This is a genomic window from Gloeocapsa sp. PCC 7428 (assembly GCF_000317555.1).
Classification (GTDB): domain Bacteria; phylum Cyanobacteriota; class Cyanobacteriia; order Cyanobacteriales; family Chroococcidiopsidaceae; genus Chroogloeocystis.
This window is the reverse complement of the sequence record NC_019745.1, coordinates 3,687,076-3,703,444: the sequence shown is the minus strand read 5'-3', so window position 1 is coordinate 3,703,444 and position 16,369 is coordinate 3,687,076. Positions and strand designations below refer to the sequence as shown.

General features: G+C 41.5%; 18 protein-coding genes and 1 pseudogene. 16 read left to right on the top strand and 3 right to left on the bottom strand.

Going from position 1 to position 16,369, the window contains the following annotated elements:
- Positions 1 to 32: 32 nt before the first annotated feature.
- The 8 genes and pseudogenes from GLO7428_RS16430 to dprA all read left to right on the top strand — a co-directional run bounded on the left by GLO7428_RS16430 (position 33) and on the right by dprA (position 6,127).
- Positions 33 to 1,076 carry an alpha/beta fold hydrolase gene (locus GLO7428_RS16430; protein WP_015189699.1) on the top strand — a complete coding sequence of 348 codons (1,044 nt, stop codon included), beginning with the start codon at positions 33 to 35 and terminating at the stop codon, positions 1,074 to 1,076.
- 19 nt (positions 1,077 to 1,095) lie between these two features.
- The gene (locus tag GLO7428_RS16425; RefSeq protein ID WP_015189698.1) at positions 1,096 to 1,458 is read left to right on the top strand and encodes a DUF2237 family protein; all 363 of its coding nucleotides are present in this window, start codon (positions 1,096 to 1,098) and stop codon (positions 1,456 to 1,458) included.
- A 119-nt stretch (positions 1,459 to 1,577) separates the two neighbouring features.
- Entirely contained in the window at positions 1,578 to 1,811 is a 234-nt protein-coding gene (locus tag GLO7428_RS16420) for a hypothetical protein (RefSeq protein ID WP_015189697.1), read from the top strand.
- Positions 1,812 to 2,033: 222 nt separating this feature from the next.
- A complete protein-coding gene (locus GLO7428_RS16415) occupies positions 2,034 to 2,186 on the top strand; it encodes a hypothetical protein (RefSeq protein ID WP_015189696.1) in 153 nt (50 codons plus the stop codon).
- 380 nt (positions 2,187 to 2,566) lie between these two features.
- Positions 2,567 to 3,238 (top strand): annotated as a pseudogene (locus GLO7428_RS16410) (DUF1361 domain-containing protein).
- 19 nt (positions 3,239 to 3,257) lie between these two features.
- Entirely contained in the window at positions 3,258 to 4,040 is a 783-nt protein-coding gene (locus tag GLO7428_RS16405) for an S-adenosyl-l-methionine hydroxide adenosyltransferase family protein (protein WP_015189695.1), read from the top strand.
- 38 nt (positions 4,041 to 4,078) lie between these two features.
- Positions 4,079 to 4,735 carry a DUF2301 domain-containing membrane protein gene (locus tag GLO7428_RS16400; protein WP_015189694.1) on the top strand — a complete coding sequence of 219 codons (657 nt, stop codon included), beginning with the start codon at positions 4,079 to 4,081 and terminating at the stop codon, positions 4,733 to 4,735.
- Between the two features lie 183 nt (positions 4,736 to 4,918).
- A complete protein-coding gene (dprA, locus tag GLO7428_RS16395) occupies positions 4,919 to 6,127 on the top strand; it encodes a DNA-processing protein DprA (protein WP_015189693.1) in 1,209 nt (402 codons plus the stop codon).
- Positions 6,128 to 6,140: 13 nt separating this feature from the next.
- Here dprA and GLO7428_RS16390 read toward each other — a convergent pair whose 3' ends face one another.
- Positions 6,141 to 6,344, bottom strand: coding sequence for a hypothetical protein (locus GLO7428_RS16390; RefSeq protein WP_015189692.1), 204 nt, complete (start codon positions 6,342 to 6,344; stop codon positions 6,141 to 6,143).
- Positions 6,345 to 6,443: 99 nt separating this feature from the next.
- Here GLO7428_RS16390 and GLO7428_RS16385 point away from each other — a divergent pair, with 99 nt between their 5' ends.
- Positions 6,444 to 7,490 carry a DNA cytosine methyltransferase gene (locus GLO7428_RS16385; RefSeq protein WP_015189691.1) on the top strand — a complete coding sequence of 349 codons (1,047 nt, stop codon included), beginning with the start codon at positions 6,444 to 6,446 and terminating at the stop codon, positions 7,488 to 7,490.
- Positions 7,491 to 7,500: 10 nt separating this feature from the next.
- On the opposite strand, the gene GLO7428_RS16380 is transcribed toward GLO7428_RS16385, so the two are convergent.
- Complete coding sequence (locus GLO7428_RS16380; protein ID WP_015189690.1) at positions 7,501 to 8,193, bottom strand: Eco47II family restriction endonuclease; 693 nt, start codon at positions 8,191 to 8,193, stop codon at positions 7,501 to 7,503.
- 124 nt (positions 8,194 to 8,317) lie between these two features.
- Here GLO7428_RS16380 and GLO7428_RS16375 point away from each other — a divergent pair, with 124 nt between their 5' ends.
- Positions 8,318 to 8,824 (top strand): hypothetical protein, encoded by a 507-nt coding sequence (locus tag GLO7428_RS16375; RefSeq protein ID WP_015189689.1) that lies wholly within the window; start codon positions 8,318 to 8,320, stop codon positions 8,822 to 8,824.
- 171 nt (positions 8,825 to 8,995) lie between these two features.
- Here GLO7428_RS16375 and GLO7428_RS16370 read toward each other — a convergent pair whose 3' ends face one another.
- Positions 8,996 to 9,835 (bottom strand): MBL fold metallo-hydrolase, encoded by an 840-nt coding sequence (locus tag GLO7428_RS16370; RefSeq protein ID WP_015189688.1) that lies wholly within the window; start codon positions 9,833 to 9,835, stop codon positions 8,996 to 8,998.
- Positions 9,836 to 10,125: 290 nt separating this feature from the next.
- Here GLO7428_RS16370 and GLO7428_RS28570 point away from each other — a divergent pair, with 290 nt between their 5' ends.
- The 6 genes from GLO7428_RS28570 (at position 10,126) to metK (ending at position 16,288) form a co-directional block, all read left to right on the top strand.
- Positions 10,126 to 10,428, top strand: coding sequence for a hypothetical protein (locus tag GLO7428_RS28570; RefSeq protein WP_015189687.1), 303 nt, complete (start codon positions 10,126 to 10,128; stop codon positions 10,426 to 10,428).
- Positions 10,429 to 10,939: 511 nt separating this feature from the next.
- Positions 10,940 to 11,119 (top strand): hypothetical protein, encoded by a 180-nt coding sequence (locus GLO7428_RS16360; RefSeq protein WP_015189686.1) that lies wholly within the window; start codon positions 10,940 to 10,942, stop codon positions 11,117 to 11,119.
- Positions 11,120 to 11,330: 211 nt separating this feature from the next.
- Positions 11,331 to 11,687, top strand: a complete 357-nt coding sequence (locus GLO7428_RS16355; protein WP_015189685.1) for a hypothetical protein — start codon at positions 11,331 to 11,333, stop codon at positions 11,685 to 11,687.
- 21 nt (positions 11,688 to 11,708) lie between these two features.
- The gene (locus tag GLO7428_RS16350; RefSeq protein WP_015189684.1) at positions 11,709 to 12,230 is read left to right on the top strand and encodes a DUF5132 domain-containing protein; all 522 of its coding nucleotides are present in this window, start codon (positions 11,709 to 11,711) and stop codon (positions 12,228 to 12,230) included.
- A 6-nt stretch (positions 12,231 to 12,236) separates the two neighbouring features.
- The gene (locus GLO7428_RS16345) at positions 12,237 to 15,110 is read left to right on the top strand and encodes an HAD-IC family P-type ATPase (RefSeq protein WP_015189683.1); all 2,874 of its coding nucleotides are present in this window, start codon (positions 12,237 to 12,239) and stop codon (positions 15,108 to 15,110) included.
- A complete protein-coding gene (gene metK, locus GLO7428_RS16340; protein WP_015189682.1) occupies positions 15,107 to 16,288 on the top strand; it encodes a methionine adenosyltransferase in 1,182 nt (393 codons plus the stop codon). Before GLO7428_RS16345 ends, metK begins: the two co-directional genes overlap by 4 nt.
- Positions 16,289 to 16,369: the final 81 nt, after the last annotated feature.

The window sequence follows — 16,369 nt, the reverse complement described above, 5'->3', positions numbered from 1 at the left end:
TTTAAACAGGACTTACGCAACAGCTACCCCAAATGATCGCTGCTGCACGAGTAGCCACTTTTTTGGAGGGGGTTTGGGAGGAAGCCCCCGAAGTCTTGGTTGTGAAGGTATATAATCTGTATTGTGAAGTCCACGCCTTTTGGTTACTGGCGTTAGCAAAAATTATGTCAGCACTTACTCAAACCCCAGCGACTCGCTCCACTGTGGGGCAAGATATCGGCGGTACGGTACAAAAATATCACTGGACATGGCAAGGACAAACCTTCGCAGTCGCCTATGAAACGAGAGGTGAAGGCGCTCCAGTGTTACTCTTGCCAGCTTTTAGCACCGTTTCTACACGGGCAGAAATGCGTGGTTTGGCAGAAAAACTGGCGACTCAGTATCAAGTAATCGCGCTTGATTGGTTAGGATTTGGGCAATCGGATCGCCCACCGTTAGATTACCAACCTGCAATTTATCACCAGTTACTACACGATTTTGTCCGCGATACCTTTTCTACCCCCATAGCAGTTATTGCCGCAGGTCACGCCGCAGGTTATGTTATGCAATTAGCGCAACAACCTAAAGTTTTTTCACGCATTGTTTTAGTAGCACCAACTTGGCGCGGTCCATTGACGGTGATGGGCGCAAGCAAATCAGTTGCTGGAATGGTACGTGGATTAGTGCGATCGCCGCTTGTTGGTCAAGCACTGTACCAAGCCAACACAACTCCAGCGTTTCTCCGTTTGATGTACGGTAGACACGTTTATGTCGATAAAGCCCGCTTGACACCAGAATTTATTGCTCAAAAGCGAGAAATTACGCAGCAGCCAGGAGCAAGATTTGCACCAGCAGCATTTGTGACGGGTGCGCTCGATCCTGTAACAAATCGTGCTGATTTCTTACAATTATTTCAAGTGTCGCTTCCTGTTATGGTCATCATCGGTCAGCAAGCACCACCTTCATCAACCGCTGAAATGGAAGCGATCGCCGCAATTCCTGGAATTCAAACACGCAAAGTTCCTGGGACTCTAGGCTTACATGAAGAGTACGCTACTGAAGTTGCAGAAGTCGTTTTACCGTTTTTGAATTCTTAGTGCGAGGGAGATAAGTTAGGTGAATCGGAACGTACTTGGCGAAGAATTAGAAACGTGTTGCACTTCTCCTATGACCGGATTTTATCGTAATGGAGTGTGTGAAACAGGTCCACAAGATATTGGTAGGCACGTTGTTTGCGCGCAAGTGACTGAGGAGTTTTTATCGTTTACTCGCGCAAGAGGCAATGATTTGAGTACGCCACGACCAATGTCTAATTTTCCAGGACTAAAAGACGGCGATCGCTGGTGCTTGTGCGCTTCTCGTTGGAAAGAAGCACTTGATGCTGGGGTTGCGCCTCCTGTTATCCTAGCTTCAACACATGAAGCTGCGCTTAATTTTGTCACGCTCCAAGACCTTAAACAGCACGCACTTGATGCTTGAACCGCAGAACGCATAAAATTCTTTCTAGTCTTTGAGTCATACTCTTTTAGGCAGATGATCCGCCCTTGAGTTGTCAGTACAACGTTAGGTAGCAACGTTTTAGGAGGGTGTATCAATTTATGGCAGATAATGGAGATAACAGAGCATTAAGCAACCTAGAGTACGATCTACTGACAGCTTTACAAAACAAAGCAGAAGCTGTTAAAGCTTACGAAACTTACATTCAAGACGCTCAACAAATGCAATCGCAGCCCTGTGTCGAGCTATTTCAGAAGCTGCGTCAAGCAGATATAGACCAAGCACAGGAAATTCGCCAACACCTGCAAGAAGTCATGCAAAAAGGCAAGATGTAACCTAAATTTGTTGTTTTGAGTTAACACATAATCTTGCTGAGAGCTTTCATAGCATTTAGGGCATTCAAGTGAATGCCCTCTTTAGTACTTACCATCTTTACTAGAAGTTACTCCTTAAGACAGATTAATTAAAAGAAATATAAATTTATTCTGTAGCAGTTGTTACTGAATCTCGACTTTGTTAGAATATCAGGACATAAATTACAGATTAAGCGAATCACTATGAACAGAAAACAACAAGCCGCAAAACAAGCCGCAGAAGCCCACCGCATCAATATTCAAAGAAGCTTGCAGCATCGTTTAGAAGTTGCAAAAGCACAAGGAGACGAAAAGCTTATCCGTCAACTAGAAGCAGAAATTAATTACTTTAACTAAAGCTAGTCATTTTTACCCAGCAGTTCAAGATCAAGTAATAGCAGATATAGCGTAATAGAAGGGATGTCACAGATGACATCCCTTTAATTTTTACTACTTCTACAAAGAACATTGTTGTGCGTAGCGCGATCGCACGAAATGACTAAAACTTAAAGAACAAATTTTGATTAATTCATATTGTCAAAATAACACAATTTATCCAAAGCAAACGTAGTGATTCTTGTGCTTAGGGTATTCTATTAAATTATTTTCGCTGATAGCTAAATATAATCTTCATCAGCGATTAGACATTTTTTACGTTTATAAGCTAAAACAGAAATAATCGCTATCTTTACTTTTTTGTTATTTAACAAGAGGAATCTGCTTTAAGGAAATCGATAATGCTCGAAGATTTAATAACTCAACTTCAATATGTATTGCAGACTCATAGTCGTTGGATGAGTTGGAATTTATTTTTAGCTTTTATTCCATTAGGATTAAGTCTTGTTTTATTTCGACGCAACTTACATCGTTCTATATTTTGGTGGCTTGGCTTTTTGGTTTTCTTTGCTTTTTTACCTAACGCGCCGTATGTTTTAACCGATATTATTCATTTAATTACATATATTCGTAAGGTTGATTCAATTTGGCTAATTACCTTGATTTTAATTCCACTTTACTTGTGCTTTATGCTATTGGGATTTGAAGCCTATGTTATCTCTTTAATTAATATGGGTTCCTACTTACATCAAATTGGCAAAACTCAATGAATTGTAGGTGCTGAATTAATAACTCATGCTTTATGTGCAATTAGAGTGTATTTGGGACGATTTCAGCGGTTTAATAGTTGGGATTTAGTTACCCAGTTTGATACAGTAGCAACGAGTGTTGTCGAAGATTTGTTAGGAAAACGCCCAATACTTATTATGGCAATTACTTTTGCTATCCTCACTGGTTTATACTGGGTTGCCAAACAAGTAAACTTAGGAATTGTTCTAAGAAAACGCAGTCTTGCAAAGTCGCAGCAAAAGAAATCAGGGCATATTTCTCAAATAAATTTTGATGAGAACTAGATTTGATGAGTACAAGAAGATGTGCAAAACACAAATCGTCATGCTGACGGATTTTGGGCTAAGTGATGTTTACGTAGGCGTCATGAAGGGAGTCATAACTCAAATTCATCGTCAAATTAATATTATCGATCTGACACATCAAATTCCTCCGCAGAATATAGCCGCAGCGCGGTTTTGCTTAATGAATGCTTATCCTTACTTTCCTGATGGAACAATTTATCTTGCAGTCGTTGATCCAGGTGTGGGTAGTACAAGACGCGCGATCGCAGTAGAATTTGCAACAGGGTTTTTGGTAGGACCTGACAATGGGATATTGAGTGGTGTATTAAGTCAAACTCCAGCAATTAGTGCTGTCGAGTTAACGAATTCCTGTTACTGGCGGGTTGAACAAAGTAGTGCAACGTTTCATGGTAGAGATATTTTTGCACCTGTCGCCGCGCATCTTGCGAGTGGAGTTTCGCTTCATGATTTGGGAAACGAAATTGATGTCGCATCGTTAGTAGAGCTAAACTTACCGAATCCTATACTCACAGACACCAGCGTACAAGGTTGTATTCAATATATCGATGGTTTTGGTAATTTAGTGACAAATATTTCTGGTGACTACGTTAGTGGTAAACGATGGGTTGTTGTCGCGCGAGGAAGAGAAATACCAGGGTGTGAGACATACAGCGATCAACCAATCGGAAATCCGATCGCACTTGTGGGTAGTCACGGTTGGGTAGAAATTGCGGTTAATTGTGGGAATGCGCGATCGCAGCTACAGTTAGAGTATTTAGATCCTGTTCAAGTATTATTTTGAGTTAGGGTGGAATTGAACGATATCACGGTCGATTGTGTATGTTGGAACAAACCGGATCTGAAACAATCGTTTACCAAGGTCAATTTGGTGACTTCACGATTACTGATAGCGATCGCACTGGAGTTATTATCTATCGCACAGGTTTAATGGTAGCCGCGTTGAGTTTTGCGCTTGGTAGTGCTTTGGTATTGCTTAATCATAGTGCAGTAGACTTACAAATACTAACTCCTTTATTCGCTTGTTTTTGCGTCGCATTAGGCGTTAGCTTATTTACAATTCATATTTATTTAGCCGTACTTCATCAATTACTACAAGTTTTTTGGGCAATTGGTACATTATCAGCTGTCGTTTTTGCAGTTAATAGTAGTGAACCTTTAGCAGTTACGATTTACAATCATCCAACAACCTTATTTGGTGTTGGTTTTGTCTTTGCTGCTTTGACAGGCATTTACTTTAAAGAAGCGTTTTGCTTTAATCGTTTAGAAACTAAAGTTCTGACACCGTTAGTTCCTATTTTGTTATTAGGGCATTTATTACAAGTTTTGCCGGTGCAAGGGGAAAAAGCCATGCTGGCAGTTTGGGCAATATTATTTATAGTATTTGCTTTGCGTAAAGTCGTACAGCCGATTCCTCCAGATATCGGAGATAAATCAGTCTTCACTTATTTAAAACAACAGCATTCTGCAAAGGCTTGAAAACTTCGATTGATGATTCCGAGAAAAAATAAAATGTATCTATTTCAGCGCCAAGTTAAGTGGACACTGACATAGCATAGAAGCTCATATTAATTTCCTTGACTAAAGTTTAACCCTGACCTTTGACCCCTGCTATATTTGTGAAGCGATCGCTGATATTTATACCCGATTTCTAAACGCAGCATGAAGAAAACAAGCGATGAGAGACAAGAAGCTAGAAGCTACGAAAAGATAGTAGGTGGGAATTTTGAAACCCCTAATGTATTTCCAGTCTCTATCCTTGAGGAACAAAGATTGCTAGCGGAACGTGCTTATTGGCTTGCTTGGTCACAAATTACCGGAATTGGTCCAGTTTTATTGCAGCGATTGCAACAACATTTTGGGACTTTAGCCGCAGCATGGCAAGCGCCAGAAAATGAGTTGCAGCAAGTTGAAGGATTTGGCGTTCAGACGATCGCCGCAGTCAGAGTAGCGCGATCGCAGTTACACCCCGAACAGGTTCTACGCGAACACCAACAACAAAATCAGCATTTCTGGACACCTGTAGATAGCGATTATCCTCGCTTGCTATTAGAAATTCCTAGCCCACCAGCAGTACTCTACTATCGTGGTGCAGTCGATCTCCAAGAAAATCTTGGGCAAAAACCGCTTGTGAGTATTGTTGGTACGCGCAATCCTTCAGAATATGGCAAGCGTTGGACGCGCAAAATTAGCACGACTTTAGCAAAAAATGGTTTTACCATCGTTTCAGGCTTAGCCGATGGAATTGATACCGAAGCGCATCACGGTTGTTTAGCCGCAGGTGGGAGAACAATTGCGGTACTCGGTACTGGTGTCGATGTTGTCTATCCATCACGCAATCAGGATCTTTACCAGCAAATTCTCACTCAAGGATTAGTTGTTAGCGAGTATCCTGCAAAGACATCACCAGATCGCGCGCATTTTCCGCGTCGCAATCGCATTATTGCCGGTTTGACGCGGGCGGTACTTGTGCTAGAAGCGCCAACACGTTCGGGTGCATTAATTACCGCGCATTTTGCGAATGAATTTTGTCGTGATGTTTATGTATTACCAGGATCTTTAGATAATCCGCGATCGCTGGGCTGTTTGGAATTATTGCACAAAGGTGCTGAGGTGATTTTAGGTGAAGAACAGTTACTAGAAATGTTAGGTACAATACCGCAAATCGATTCAACACCAACTGTAGCCGCACCTGAATTAGCACCAGAGTTGGAAAAAGTTTTGCAGGCGATCGCAACTGAATCAATGCCATTTGATTCAATTGTGCAGCAAACAGGATACTCCGCAAGTACCGTTTCGAGTGCGCTACTACAGCTAGAACTTGTAGGGTTAGTCACTCAACTACCAGGAATGCGCTATCAGCGATGCTAGATTCTACACCATTTTATTGACTTGCTCTTTCCATTGCACGCTGAGTGGGCTTTTGGCTAGCTTCCCTTGCTACTTTTTTCCAATCGGCTTGTTCTAGCACTACGTCTAACACATCGGACAAATTACAGCGTTCCTCATAGGCAATTCGCCTTAAAATTTCATGATGTTCTGGTTGTACGTATACAGGTTTTCTTTGCGTTTGTGCCATTTTGCCCATTTTTGCTAAATGGTATTAGAGCTTAGTATACACTTGTTAATTAGCTAATTAGCCGATTAATCATACAGTAGATATGAAATATTGCTTATACTCGCTACTATGTATACTCAGCTAGATCTATTTGAAGTTCCAACTTCGTACACGGCTCCCGATCTACAAACGGTAACGACAACGACAGCTACTGTGATCGAGCTTTTTGCAGGGGCTGGTGGATTAGCACTTGGGCTAGAAAACGCAGGACTAGAAGCTAAAGCATTAATTGAAATTGATAAAGATGCGGTAGCAACACTGCGACACAACCGTCCAAACTGGAATGTCATTCATGCGGATGTATCCCAAGTTTCTTTCGACAATATGGGTGCAGATGTTGTTACAGGGGGATTTCCGTGTCAAGCTTTCAGCTATGCAGGTAAAGGCTTGGGACTTGAGGATATTCGCGGTACTCTCTTTTACGAATTTGCCCGTTGTGTTAAAGAGGTAAAACCTAAACTATTTTTGGCTGAGAATGTCAGAGGCTTAATTAGTCACCAAAAGGGAAAAACGCTCTCAACAGTTCTCGCTGTTTTTGAATCTTTAGGATACAACGTTCAGTACCGTTTACTGAATGCCGTTAATTATGACGTACCACAGAAGCGAGAGCGAGTTATTATCATTGGAACGCTTCCAGGAATTTGCTTCCGATATCCTGCTCCATCTCCAAAAATTTTGACATTAAGGGATGCGCTCAAAAATGTTCCACCATCGGAAGGCGTCAAGTATAGTCCCAAAAAAGCTGCTGTTTTAGCACTTGTACCTCCTGGCGGTTGTTGGCGAGACTTACCAGAGAATATTCAAAAAAGCTATATGATGAAAAGCTACTATCTTTCTGGTGGAAGAACAGGTATGGCGCGTCGAATTTCTTGGGATGAACCAAGTTTGACTTTGACAACTTCACCTTCACAAAAACAAACAGAACGCTGTCACCCTGATGAAACTCGCCCGTTTACTGTACGAGAATACGCAAGAATTCAAACCTTTCCTGACGATTGGGAATTTATGGGTGGTATAAGTTCAAAATATCAGCAGATTGGTAATGCCGTACCTGTAAATTTTGCATACCATCTGGGGCGAGCAATTATGAGTGCTTTGTCAAATCAACCAAATTGATTAAGAAGACTTAGTAAGCTTTATCAAATAGAGATCTAAATGTAGCTTTTTGTCGCTCGTCCAGTGCTTTTATTCCTGAAACCTCACTAATAACATCAGGTAAGACATTAAAAAGCATACTTAAAGCTCCTGATGTACCAGTTGCTAAATCATAAAACGCCTGTCCACTTATTTGTCTTATATTTTCATTTACAGGTCTTCTTGTAGAATCTCTACTTGAAGGTGCAAACGGCTTATCGTAAAATCCTCTATTTTTGGGAATAATCTCTACATAATAAGCAGTAAAATTGTGATATTGTGGTTTCTCTAAAAAGGATAGCAAATAATCATAAATACCTACTTTATCGCTTCCTTTGACTGTATTATATTTATTTTTTATCTCTGCAATTATTTTGCGTTCTTCATTACATATGTCTACTCCTTGCCTGAGCTTTTGCCAGCCAGGAATGCTGCTTAAAATATTTTCATGAAAGTTACCTATTTGATTCTGTACTGTTTTTTGTATCTGCCTGCTCCTTTCTTTTTGTAGCCAATCCTCTAAACTAAAACCTTGAACTGCACCATCAAAAATTGCTGAAAATGGATCTATAACGTTTCTATACATTTCTGCTTCCTGTCGTTGTTGAGTAGACAAAATACAGTCAACAACCCTTTTTACAGCCTTTCTTAAATCATTATCAGAAATGTACGGAAGATAAACCATATTAGGCTGAATACAATATATTTTGCTCAAATACTATAGCAAGCAACAAGGTGAGCCGTAGGTGATGCTAGAATTACCTATTCCACCTATCATAAATTTTGGAGTGTAGGAGGAAAAGTAAATCATGCGTTTACTGCTTGGTGGAATGATTGTTAGTTTAGGACTGTGGACACTGCCAGTTCAAGCACAACAAGTGACTGATACGCAAGTTGGGGCTTTGGTAGAAGCATTGCGCTTAGCTGCGCCAAAAACTGGTAAGACAAATGATGGACTTTACAGCGAATGGCAAATTACCCCAGGAATTATCCCCAGTTGGTCGAAACAGTGTATAGGTAGAGAACTTACACCACAAGAAGTTGAAGCAAGTCCGGCAAAAGCCCGCGAAATAGTATCATGTATTGCACGCCGCGAGTTACAAAAGCAATACGTCGCGGGTAATCGCAATGAAACAACTGCGGTACGTCGTACTGCTTGTTGGTGGATGACAGGAAATGCAACGGGTTGCAAGAGCGGTGCGACTGCGACATATGTACAACGAGTCGTTGACTTTTATCAGCAACAAAGTGCGAAAAAGCCTGTAGAACCCATATCTACTAGCAGCAATTATCGTCCGCAGACACTGAATAAGTAACCGAAACACACAATAGCAGGGGTCAGAGGTCAGGGTTAAGAGTAAACTATATTCTTAGTTCTGAGCTTCTACCGTGTCCTAAGCATATCTTCAATTGCTATAGTCTATCCCTTGCTCTGTCTTCCTGAATTGTGGCGCACGTGTCGTCAACAGAGCGAGGGAATTCTTTATTTAAACATGAAAGTTGTAAGTTTCGCCGTGGCTGAGATAGCGTACGCGATCGCTTAATCCTGCATCTTCGACGGCGTGCATAAAATCCTCAAGCGGCGACTTAAATACAGTGTAATCGTTGTAATGAATTGGTATACTTAGCTGCGGTGCAATAATTTGAATTGCTTGAACTCCTTGTTTAGCATCCATCGTTAACAAAATGCCAAAAACCTTTGTTCCTCCCAAGTGAAGTAAAGCCAAGTTGATGTCAGGATAGCGTTGCGGAATTTCCCGTAAATCATCGTAAACAAGCGTATCGCCTGTGATGTAAAGACGAAAGACATCTGATTTTGACTGAAATTCCAACATACTTCCCATCACTGGCGGTAATACAGCAGATAAAATTGCTGGTCCATGTCTTCCTGGCGTTGCGGTAACTTGTACGCTAGCATCACCTTTTGTGACGCGCAACTTTTCCCAGGTTTGGAGTGCGTATGGTGCTGTAAATCCTTTCTTTTTTAAGTCGGCTGCTGCATGATGTGTCGTGATAATAGGTAAGCTTTTATCGAGCTTTGCTGCTGCAACTGAGTCAAAATGATCGTCATGCATATGCGAGAGTACGACGAAATCGAGCGGAGGTAACTGCTCAATTTCAAGCGCTGGATTCGTTTTACGCGGTGAGGTTATGCCATAGCCTAAATGTACGCGATCGCCTTGATGTAGAAAATTTGGATCGGTGAGAATTGTAAATCCAGCGAAACGTAGCAAAACCGTCGCTGTCCCGATGAATAGAAGTGAACCATCTAAATTGGGTGCTTCGCTATTTTCTGTTGGTAAAACGAGTTCTCGTACTTCACTCATATTCCACACCCTGTTGTAGCAATTTGTAATGTTTTGGCATTGCTCAGCTTAATGAGTCAATACACCTCAACTTAGCGATCTGCGATCGCATAAATACCCTATCTTCAGGCTTAGATTTTGCATTAAGTTACTCTTGAGCATCACTTTTTGTATTCGCGAGTACAACTTATAGACACATACAAATCTGTCTCCTGAATAACTAAGACACGCTACAAGGGTGAAGTTGTCATTTCTGAAACTATCAATAATTAAAGAATCACTCTGTATTTGCATCAGGAGATGAGCATTATATGTTTAGTATCGGAGACTATGTTTTTAATCAAAATACAGGGCATATAGGTAAAGTCATTGGCTATGGATATGAAATTTTTGACAATGTTTACACAACAACACTGAAAGTGTTATTAACGTGCGATCGCACTTCTGATCATAAAGGGGTAGTCGAGGACTTAATATCAAATTGGGTTCAATATCTATCTCAACCTGATTCAACTGCTACTAATTTCACAACTGTCGCGACTTATGCACAAACAGATACTGAAAGTATAAGTTCTCAAGCTAACCGCATAACTAATGACTCAGCAGCAGCTTGATAAGTCAGCGGTTGAATATAACAAATGGTTCTCCTAAATCGGCTGTGGATGGTGTTGGGGAGTAGAAAATAGGAGATTAAGAAGAGGGGAATTGCTTGTCAAAAAAGCCTTTGTGCTGATTAAGCAGTTTCCCTAGTTGTTGTCAACATTCAACACAAACATATTTATTTACACTAATTTATATAAATTAACTGACAAAGTTATCACTTGCTCACAAGTTCCTCAAATTGTTTTCATAACTTTAAAGTGTCAGCACTCTGAGGAAGGAAAAGTTTAAGGAGTCAGGTGATGAGCAACGAAATACAACAGAAAGTCGATAGAACCCTTTATCTGAGTTGTCACATCATATTGCAATGCGCATAGATGCGTCAGAAGCTTTTTGTAAGATAGGACACACGGGAAAATCAAGAGACTTTTTATCAACAAGTTAGGATTACTACATCATCTACAACCTAAAAAATACTATCTTTCCAAGCCTCGTTTTTCAAGTAAAGCAAAGGAGGGATAAATTATGTCTAACAACAAAATTGGACTTTTGCAAAACATACTTCTCGCTCCTGTACGATTAGTTCAATATATCTGGGAAGCAGTTAGTAGAATTTTTAGTCCAAGTGAAGATCGCTATCCTACTACTGGGGTTCAACCTTTTGAAGGAGAACCTGCTGATGATAAGAAAAGACATGATTGGTGAAGTCGTTTCTGCAAATTAGTCTGCATAAATAGATATAACTTGATGTAAGTTTGATAGAAACTTACAGCATAGACTACGCATGACATATCTAAAAATTCGAGCCATTAGCTACAGTTTGTAAAAACTTAGCTTGTTTCATGCTGAATATATCTCGACTTTAGGAAACCTACAAAATAATTAAGTATTAAAGGGTAGATAAAGGAAACAACCAATGACTAAAACAATTGTGAATTTAACTTTACCAATTCTAGTAGAGGAGATTGAATTTGCCCTTAATCAATATCCACATCATCCTTATCAACAAGCTTTTGCTAATCCTGACTTACGTCAAGAACTGATTGCTTATGTTTTGAGTAGAGTTTTTAGTTTGTATGTGGTGGTTGATGAGGAAAAACAGCAACGTATAGATTTTAAAAATATGTACTATAAACCAGAGCAAAAAAAAGAAAGAGAAGCGTACATTCATGAAGGAATTCATTATCTGATTGAAAAATATGCTGAATATGTATATCATCATATACCTTCAGGAACAAATTCAGGATTTACACCCTCTAATTGGTTTGGCTAATCGAATCAAAGGGATTAATTAATGTCATCACAAGACTTAGAAATTGAAGCAACGGAAGTTATTAAAGGTTTAACCGCAGTTGTTCTCGCGCCTATTATCTTTCCTGCTGCAACAATATTGAGCCATCCTTTAACTCAATCTGTTCTGAGAGAAAGCATAATTTTAGCAGAAAAAGTACAGGAAAAAACGGCACAAATAGAAGAGATATTAGCCGATTTAGTTGCGGAAGCAAGGACAGAATTAGTGACTCGACGCGAAGCTGGAACAAGTTCAGAGAATAGCGTATTTAGGCAAAATAACTCAGGGGCTAGTGAGTATATTATTGATGTCTTTACTGAGTTCAACGCGCAAGTAAAAGAAATGACAAATGGTGTCGCTGATTTACGATTATTACTACCACTAGGACTCAGCGCGATCGCCTTACGCCAACTCCTCACCAAAGGCTTACAAATTGAAGAAATTCCTTGGTACGTCTTAGCCTGGTATGCCTTTGATAGTTTCACAAAACTCAACGAAACGCCAACACCGCGATCGCTAGAATAAGAGGCAATGGTGATTCAAGCACTACACACCGCAGTTCCAGGCAGAGCAAGATATCGTGTTGAAAAGCTTTATCGCTGTGCAGAACTCAAACAGCATCTAGAATTTCATTTATCTCAGCGATCGGGCATCGTTAGTGCTAATGCAAACGTTTTAACCGGTAACATTTTAGTTCGGTTTGAATTAGCTCTCAGCACTGATGAAGTAGAAAAGTTCATTACAGAAATTGTCCAAACTTACAACCCACACGCCGTAACTCTTCAAGAATTAAGTAGCAATTCACAGAAAATTTTCGATTGGTATGCACTCGACATTGATGCTGTTTTAGCAGAGTTGCAAACATCAGACACTGGATTAACTCAGGTAGTTGCAAACCAAAATTTACAAAAATACGGCGCAAACACGTTACCAAAAACCGCAACCCGCTCAGAATGGAGTATTCTGCTTGAGCAGTTTCAATCGTTACCCGTGGGTTTACTGTGTATTGCAGCAGGGTTATCAGTTGCGACGGGAGGCGTTGCAGATGCGCTGGTAATTATGGGTGTTGTTGGGATTAACGCCGCAATTGGTTATGTTACCGAAAGCCAGTCGGAAAAAATTATTCATTCGCTCAAAAGCCGCGATCGCCCGTTAACTTTTGTCTTACGCGATCGCCAAATCGTCGAAATTAGCACGGCAGAAGTTGTTCCAGGAGACATTTTAGTTCTCAAAGCGGGAAATTATGTTGCGGCTGACGCGCGACTGATTGTAACAGAAAACCTGACTATTGATGAATCTGCACTCACCGGCGAAAGCTTACCCGTGAGCAAAAGTACCGCATCACTCATTGCTGCTGATATTTCCTTGGGCGATCGCATCAACATGGCTTACAAAGGAACGTTAGTGCTTGGGGGACAAGGTTTAGGAGTCGTTGTGGCGACAGGTAAGTTTACCGAAATCGGTAAAATTCAGGCGATGATCGGTGAAACTTCCATTCAAACAACGCCCTTAGCGCGACAACTTGATGAAGTTGGTTCGCAACTTGTCATGCTTGCGGGTGGAGTTTGCGCCCTCGTCTTTGCTGCGGGATGGCTGCGCGGCTACGGTTTGCTACAAATGCTCAAAACGTCAATATCACTCGCTGTCGCGGCTGTTCCTGAAGGTTTACCGACGATCGCAACGACAATTTTGGCGCTAGGTATTCAAGAGATGCGCAAGCATAAAGTTCTTGTGCGCAGTTTGAACGCTGTTGAAGCTTTGGGGGCAGTGCAAAAAATCTGCCTTGATAAAACAGGGACAATTACGAAAAACCAAATGTCCGTTGTCGAAATTCACACCGACACAAAATTAATTTCTTTGGTAGATGGATATTTTGATGTAGCAGATGCTGGCACGCTTAAACTGATTCAGATCGCAGTTTTATGTAATGAAAGCGCCGTCACGCGCGATGACAATGGCGAATATGTCGTCACCGGTTCAGCAACTGAGAATGCTTTAGTTTATATGGCGATCGCCGCTGGTGTTGATGTTTTAGCACTCCGCGAACAGTATCCCTTAATTGAAACTCAGCCGCGTGCAGAAAATCGCAATTATATGATGACGCAACATCAGCATCATCAACAGCCCCTACTTGCGGTTAAAGGTAGCCCTGTAGAAGTTCTTGATTTGTGTCGTTGGCGGCTAAATGATGGCGAACGAGTGCCACTTACTGATGCACAACGACTGGCGATCGCGCTAGAAAACGATCGCATGGCGGGTAAAGCTTTACGCGTGCTAGGAGTCGCTTACGGGTACGACAGTACCGAGTTAACCTGGTTAGGGTTAATCGGTATGGCAGATCCGGTACGTCATGGTGTTAAAGAATTAATTGCGCAATTCCATCAAGCAGGGATTGATACAGTCATGATTACTGGCGATCAAAGTCCCACAGCTTACGCCATTGGTAAAGAATTACAATTAACTCGCAACGACCAAATCCAAATTTTAGACGCCCAAGATCTAGTTAATATTAACCGCGAGGCGCTGCAAGCTTTGTGCGATAAAGTCGATATCTTTGCGCGAATTAGCCCCGCCAATAAACTGCAAATCGTTCAAGCGCTACAAGCTGTAGGCAAAGTTGTCGCCATGACAGGTGATGGAATTAACGACGCACCTGCTTTAAAAGCTGCGAATGTCGGCATTGCGATGGGAAAAGCCGGAACCGATGCGGCGCGAGAAGTTGCAGATATTATCTTAGAAGACAACAATCTCGAAACAATGATTGTTGCGGTGAGCCAAGGGCGGACAATCTACAACAATATCCGCAAAGCTGTGCATTTTTTGCTCGCGACAAACCTCAGCGAAATTATCGTTATGGCGATCGCAACAGCCGGAGGTTTTGGACAACCTTTAAATGCACTGCAACTTTTATGGCTCAATTTAGTCACAGATATCTTTCCCGCGCTTGCTTTGGCGCTAGAACCTGCGGAACCTGATATTTTACAAAAACCGCCACGTAGCCCTGATGAGCCAATTGTTAAAGCTTCCGATTTTCAAAGAATTCTGTTTGAATCGACAACATTATCTGGTAGTACTCTAGCCGCGTATGCCTACGGAATTGCTCGTTATGGTATCGGAACGCAGGCAAGTACGATCGCTTTTATGAGCTTAACGCTAGGACAACTTTTGCACTCGCTCAGTTGCCGTACTGAACGTAGCATCTTTGATGACATCCCACCGAATCATTATCTTAATCTAGCGTTAGGCGGCTCGCTGGCTTTACAGTTCCTTGTCTTAGCCCCTGGATTGCGCAATTTGTTAAAACTTACACCGTTGGATGGCTGGGATTTACTCGTTATCACCAGTAGTGCGGTGTTTCCTTTAGTTGTTAATGAAAGTACAAAGAATCAGGGTACACAGCAATGAAACAGGATTTCATGTTTACCTCCGAATCTGTTACCGAGGGACATCCTGATAAACTCTGCGATCGCATTAGCGACGCGATTGTCGATCGCTTTTTGCAGCAAGATCCTCTTGCGCGAGTGATCACTGAATGTGCCGTTTCTACCGCAATTGTTTTTATCGCGGCGCGATTTGAACCCAACACAAACGTTGATTTTACCGATATTGCCCGCCAAGTGATTGCACAAGTCGGATACGACCAACCTGCATTTAATGCAAAAACGTGTAGTATTTTAACTAGCCTCAAAGAATTACCGTGCGATCGCCTGTATCATTTTGATGAAAATCAGTTATCGGATGCAGACATTGAGCAAATTCCAGTCAAAAACCAAGCTACGGTGTTTGGCTTTGCTTGCAAACAAACTTCGGCTTTGATGCCATTACCAATTTGGCTAGCGCACAAACTTGCAAAGCAATTGAGTAGTGTTAAACAAATTCTTCCCTACTTAGCACCTGATGGTAAAGTTCAAGTCGGAGTTGAATACCGCGATCGCAAACCCAATCGCATTCACAGCATCACCATTGTTGCGAGTCAAAACGATACCAAACCGGATTTAGCACAATTACAAGATGACATTCGCCAAACCGTCATTGACAGGGTATTTGCTGATGAAGATATTCGCCCTGATCCTGCGACGCGAATTTTTATCAATCCTGAAGGTTTATTTATCACAGGTGGTCCTTACGTTCACGCTGGATTAACAGGGAGAAAGAATGCTATTGATACGTATGGCGAATACTCAAAGCATAGCGGTGCAGCGTTGAGTGGTAAAGACCCCATCCGCATTGACCGAGTTGGGGCATATATGGCACGGTATGCTGCAAAAAATATCGTAGCAGCAAATTTAGCAGATGAGTGTGAAGTTCAGCTAAGTTATTCTATCGGACTTGCTCGCCCAGTCAGTATTCAAGTCGAAACGTTTGGCACAGGTAAAATCTCTGATTCTGAATTGACAACACTTTTAGCAAAGCATTTTGATTTTCGCTTAGCGGCGATCGTGCGTAACTTCAAATTACGCTTTCTCCCTGCACTTACCCCTGGTGGATTTTATACAAAACTTGCTGCTTATGGTCATGTTGGCAGAATGGACTTGCATTTACCGTGGGAAGCAACGGATAAAGTGACTGTATTAGCACTATAAACGCGAAAGCCTTGCGAATGAATTCGCCGCTCAATATAAAGAAAGTCTACCTCCGTGGACTACGCTCAACAATCTTGTTTT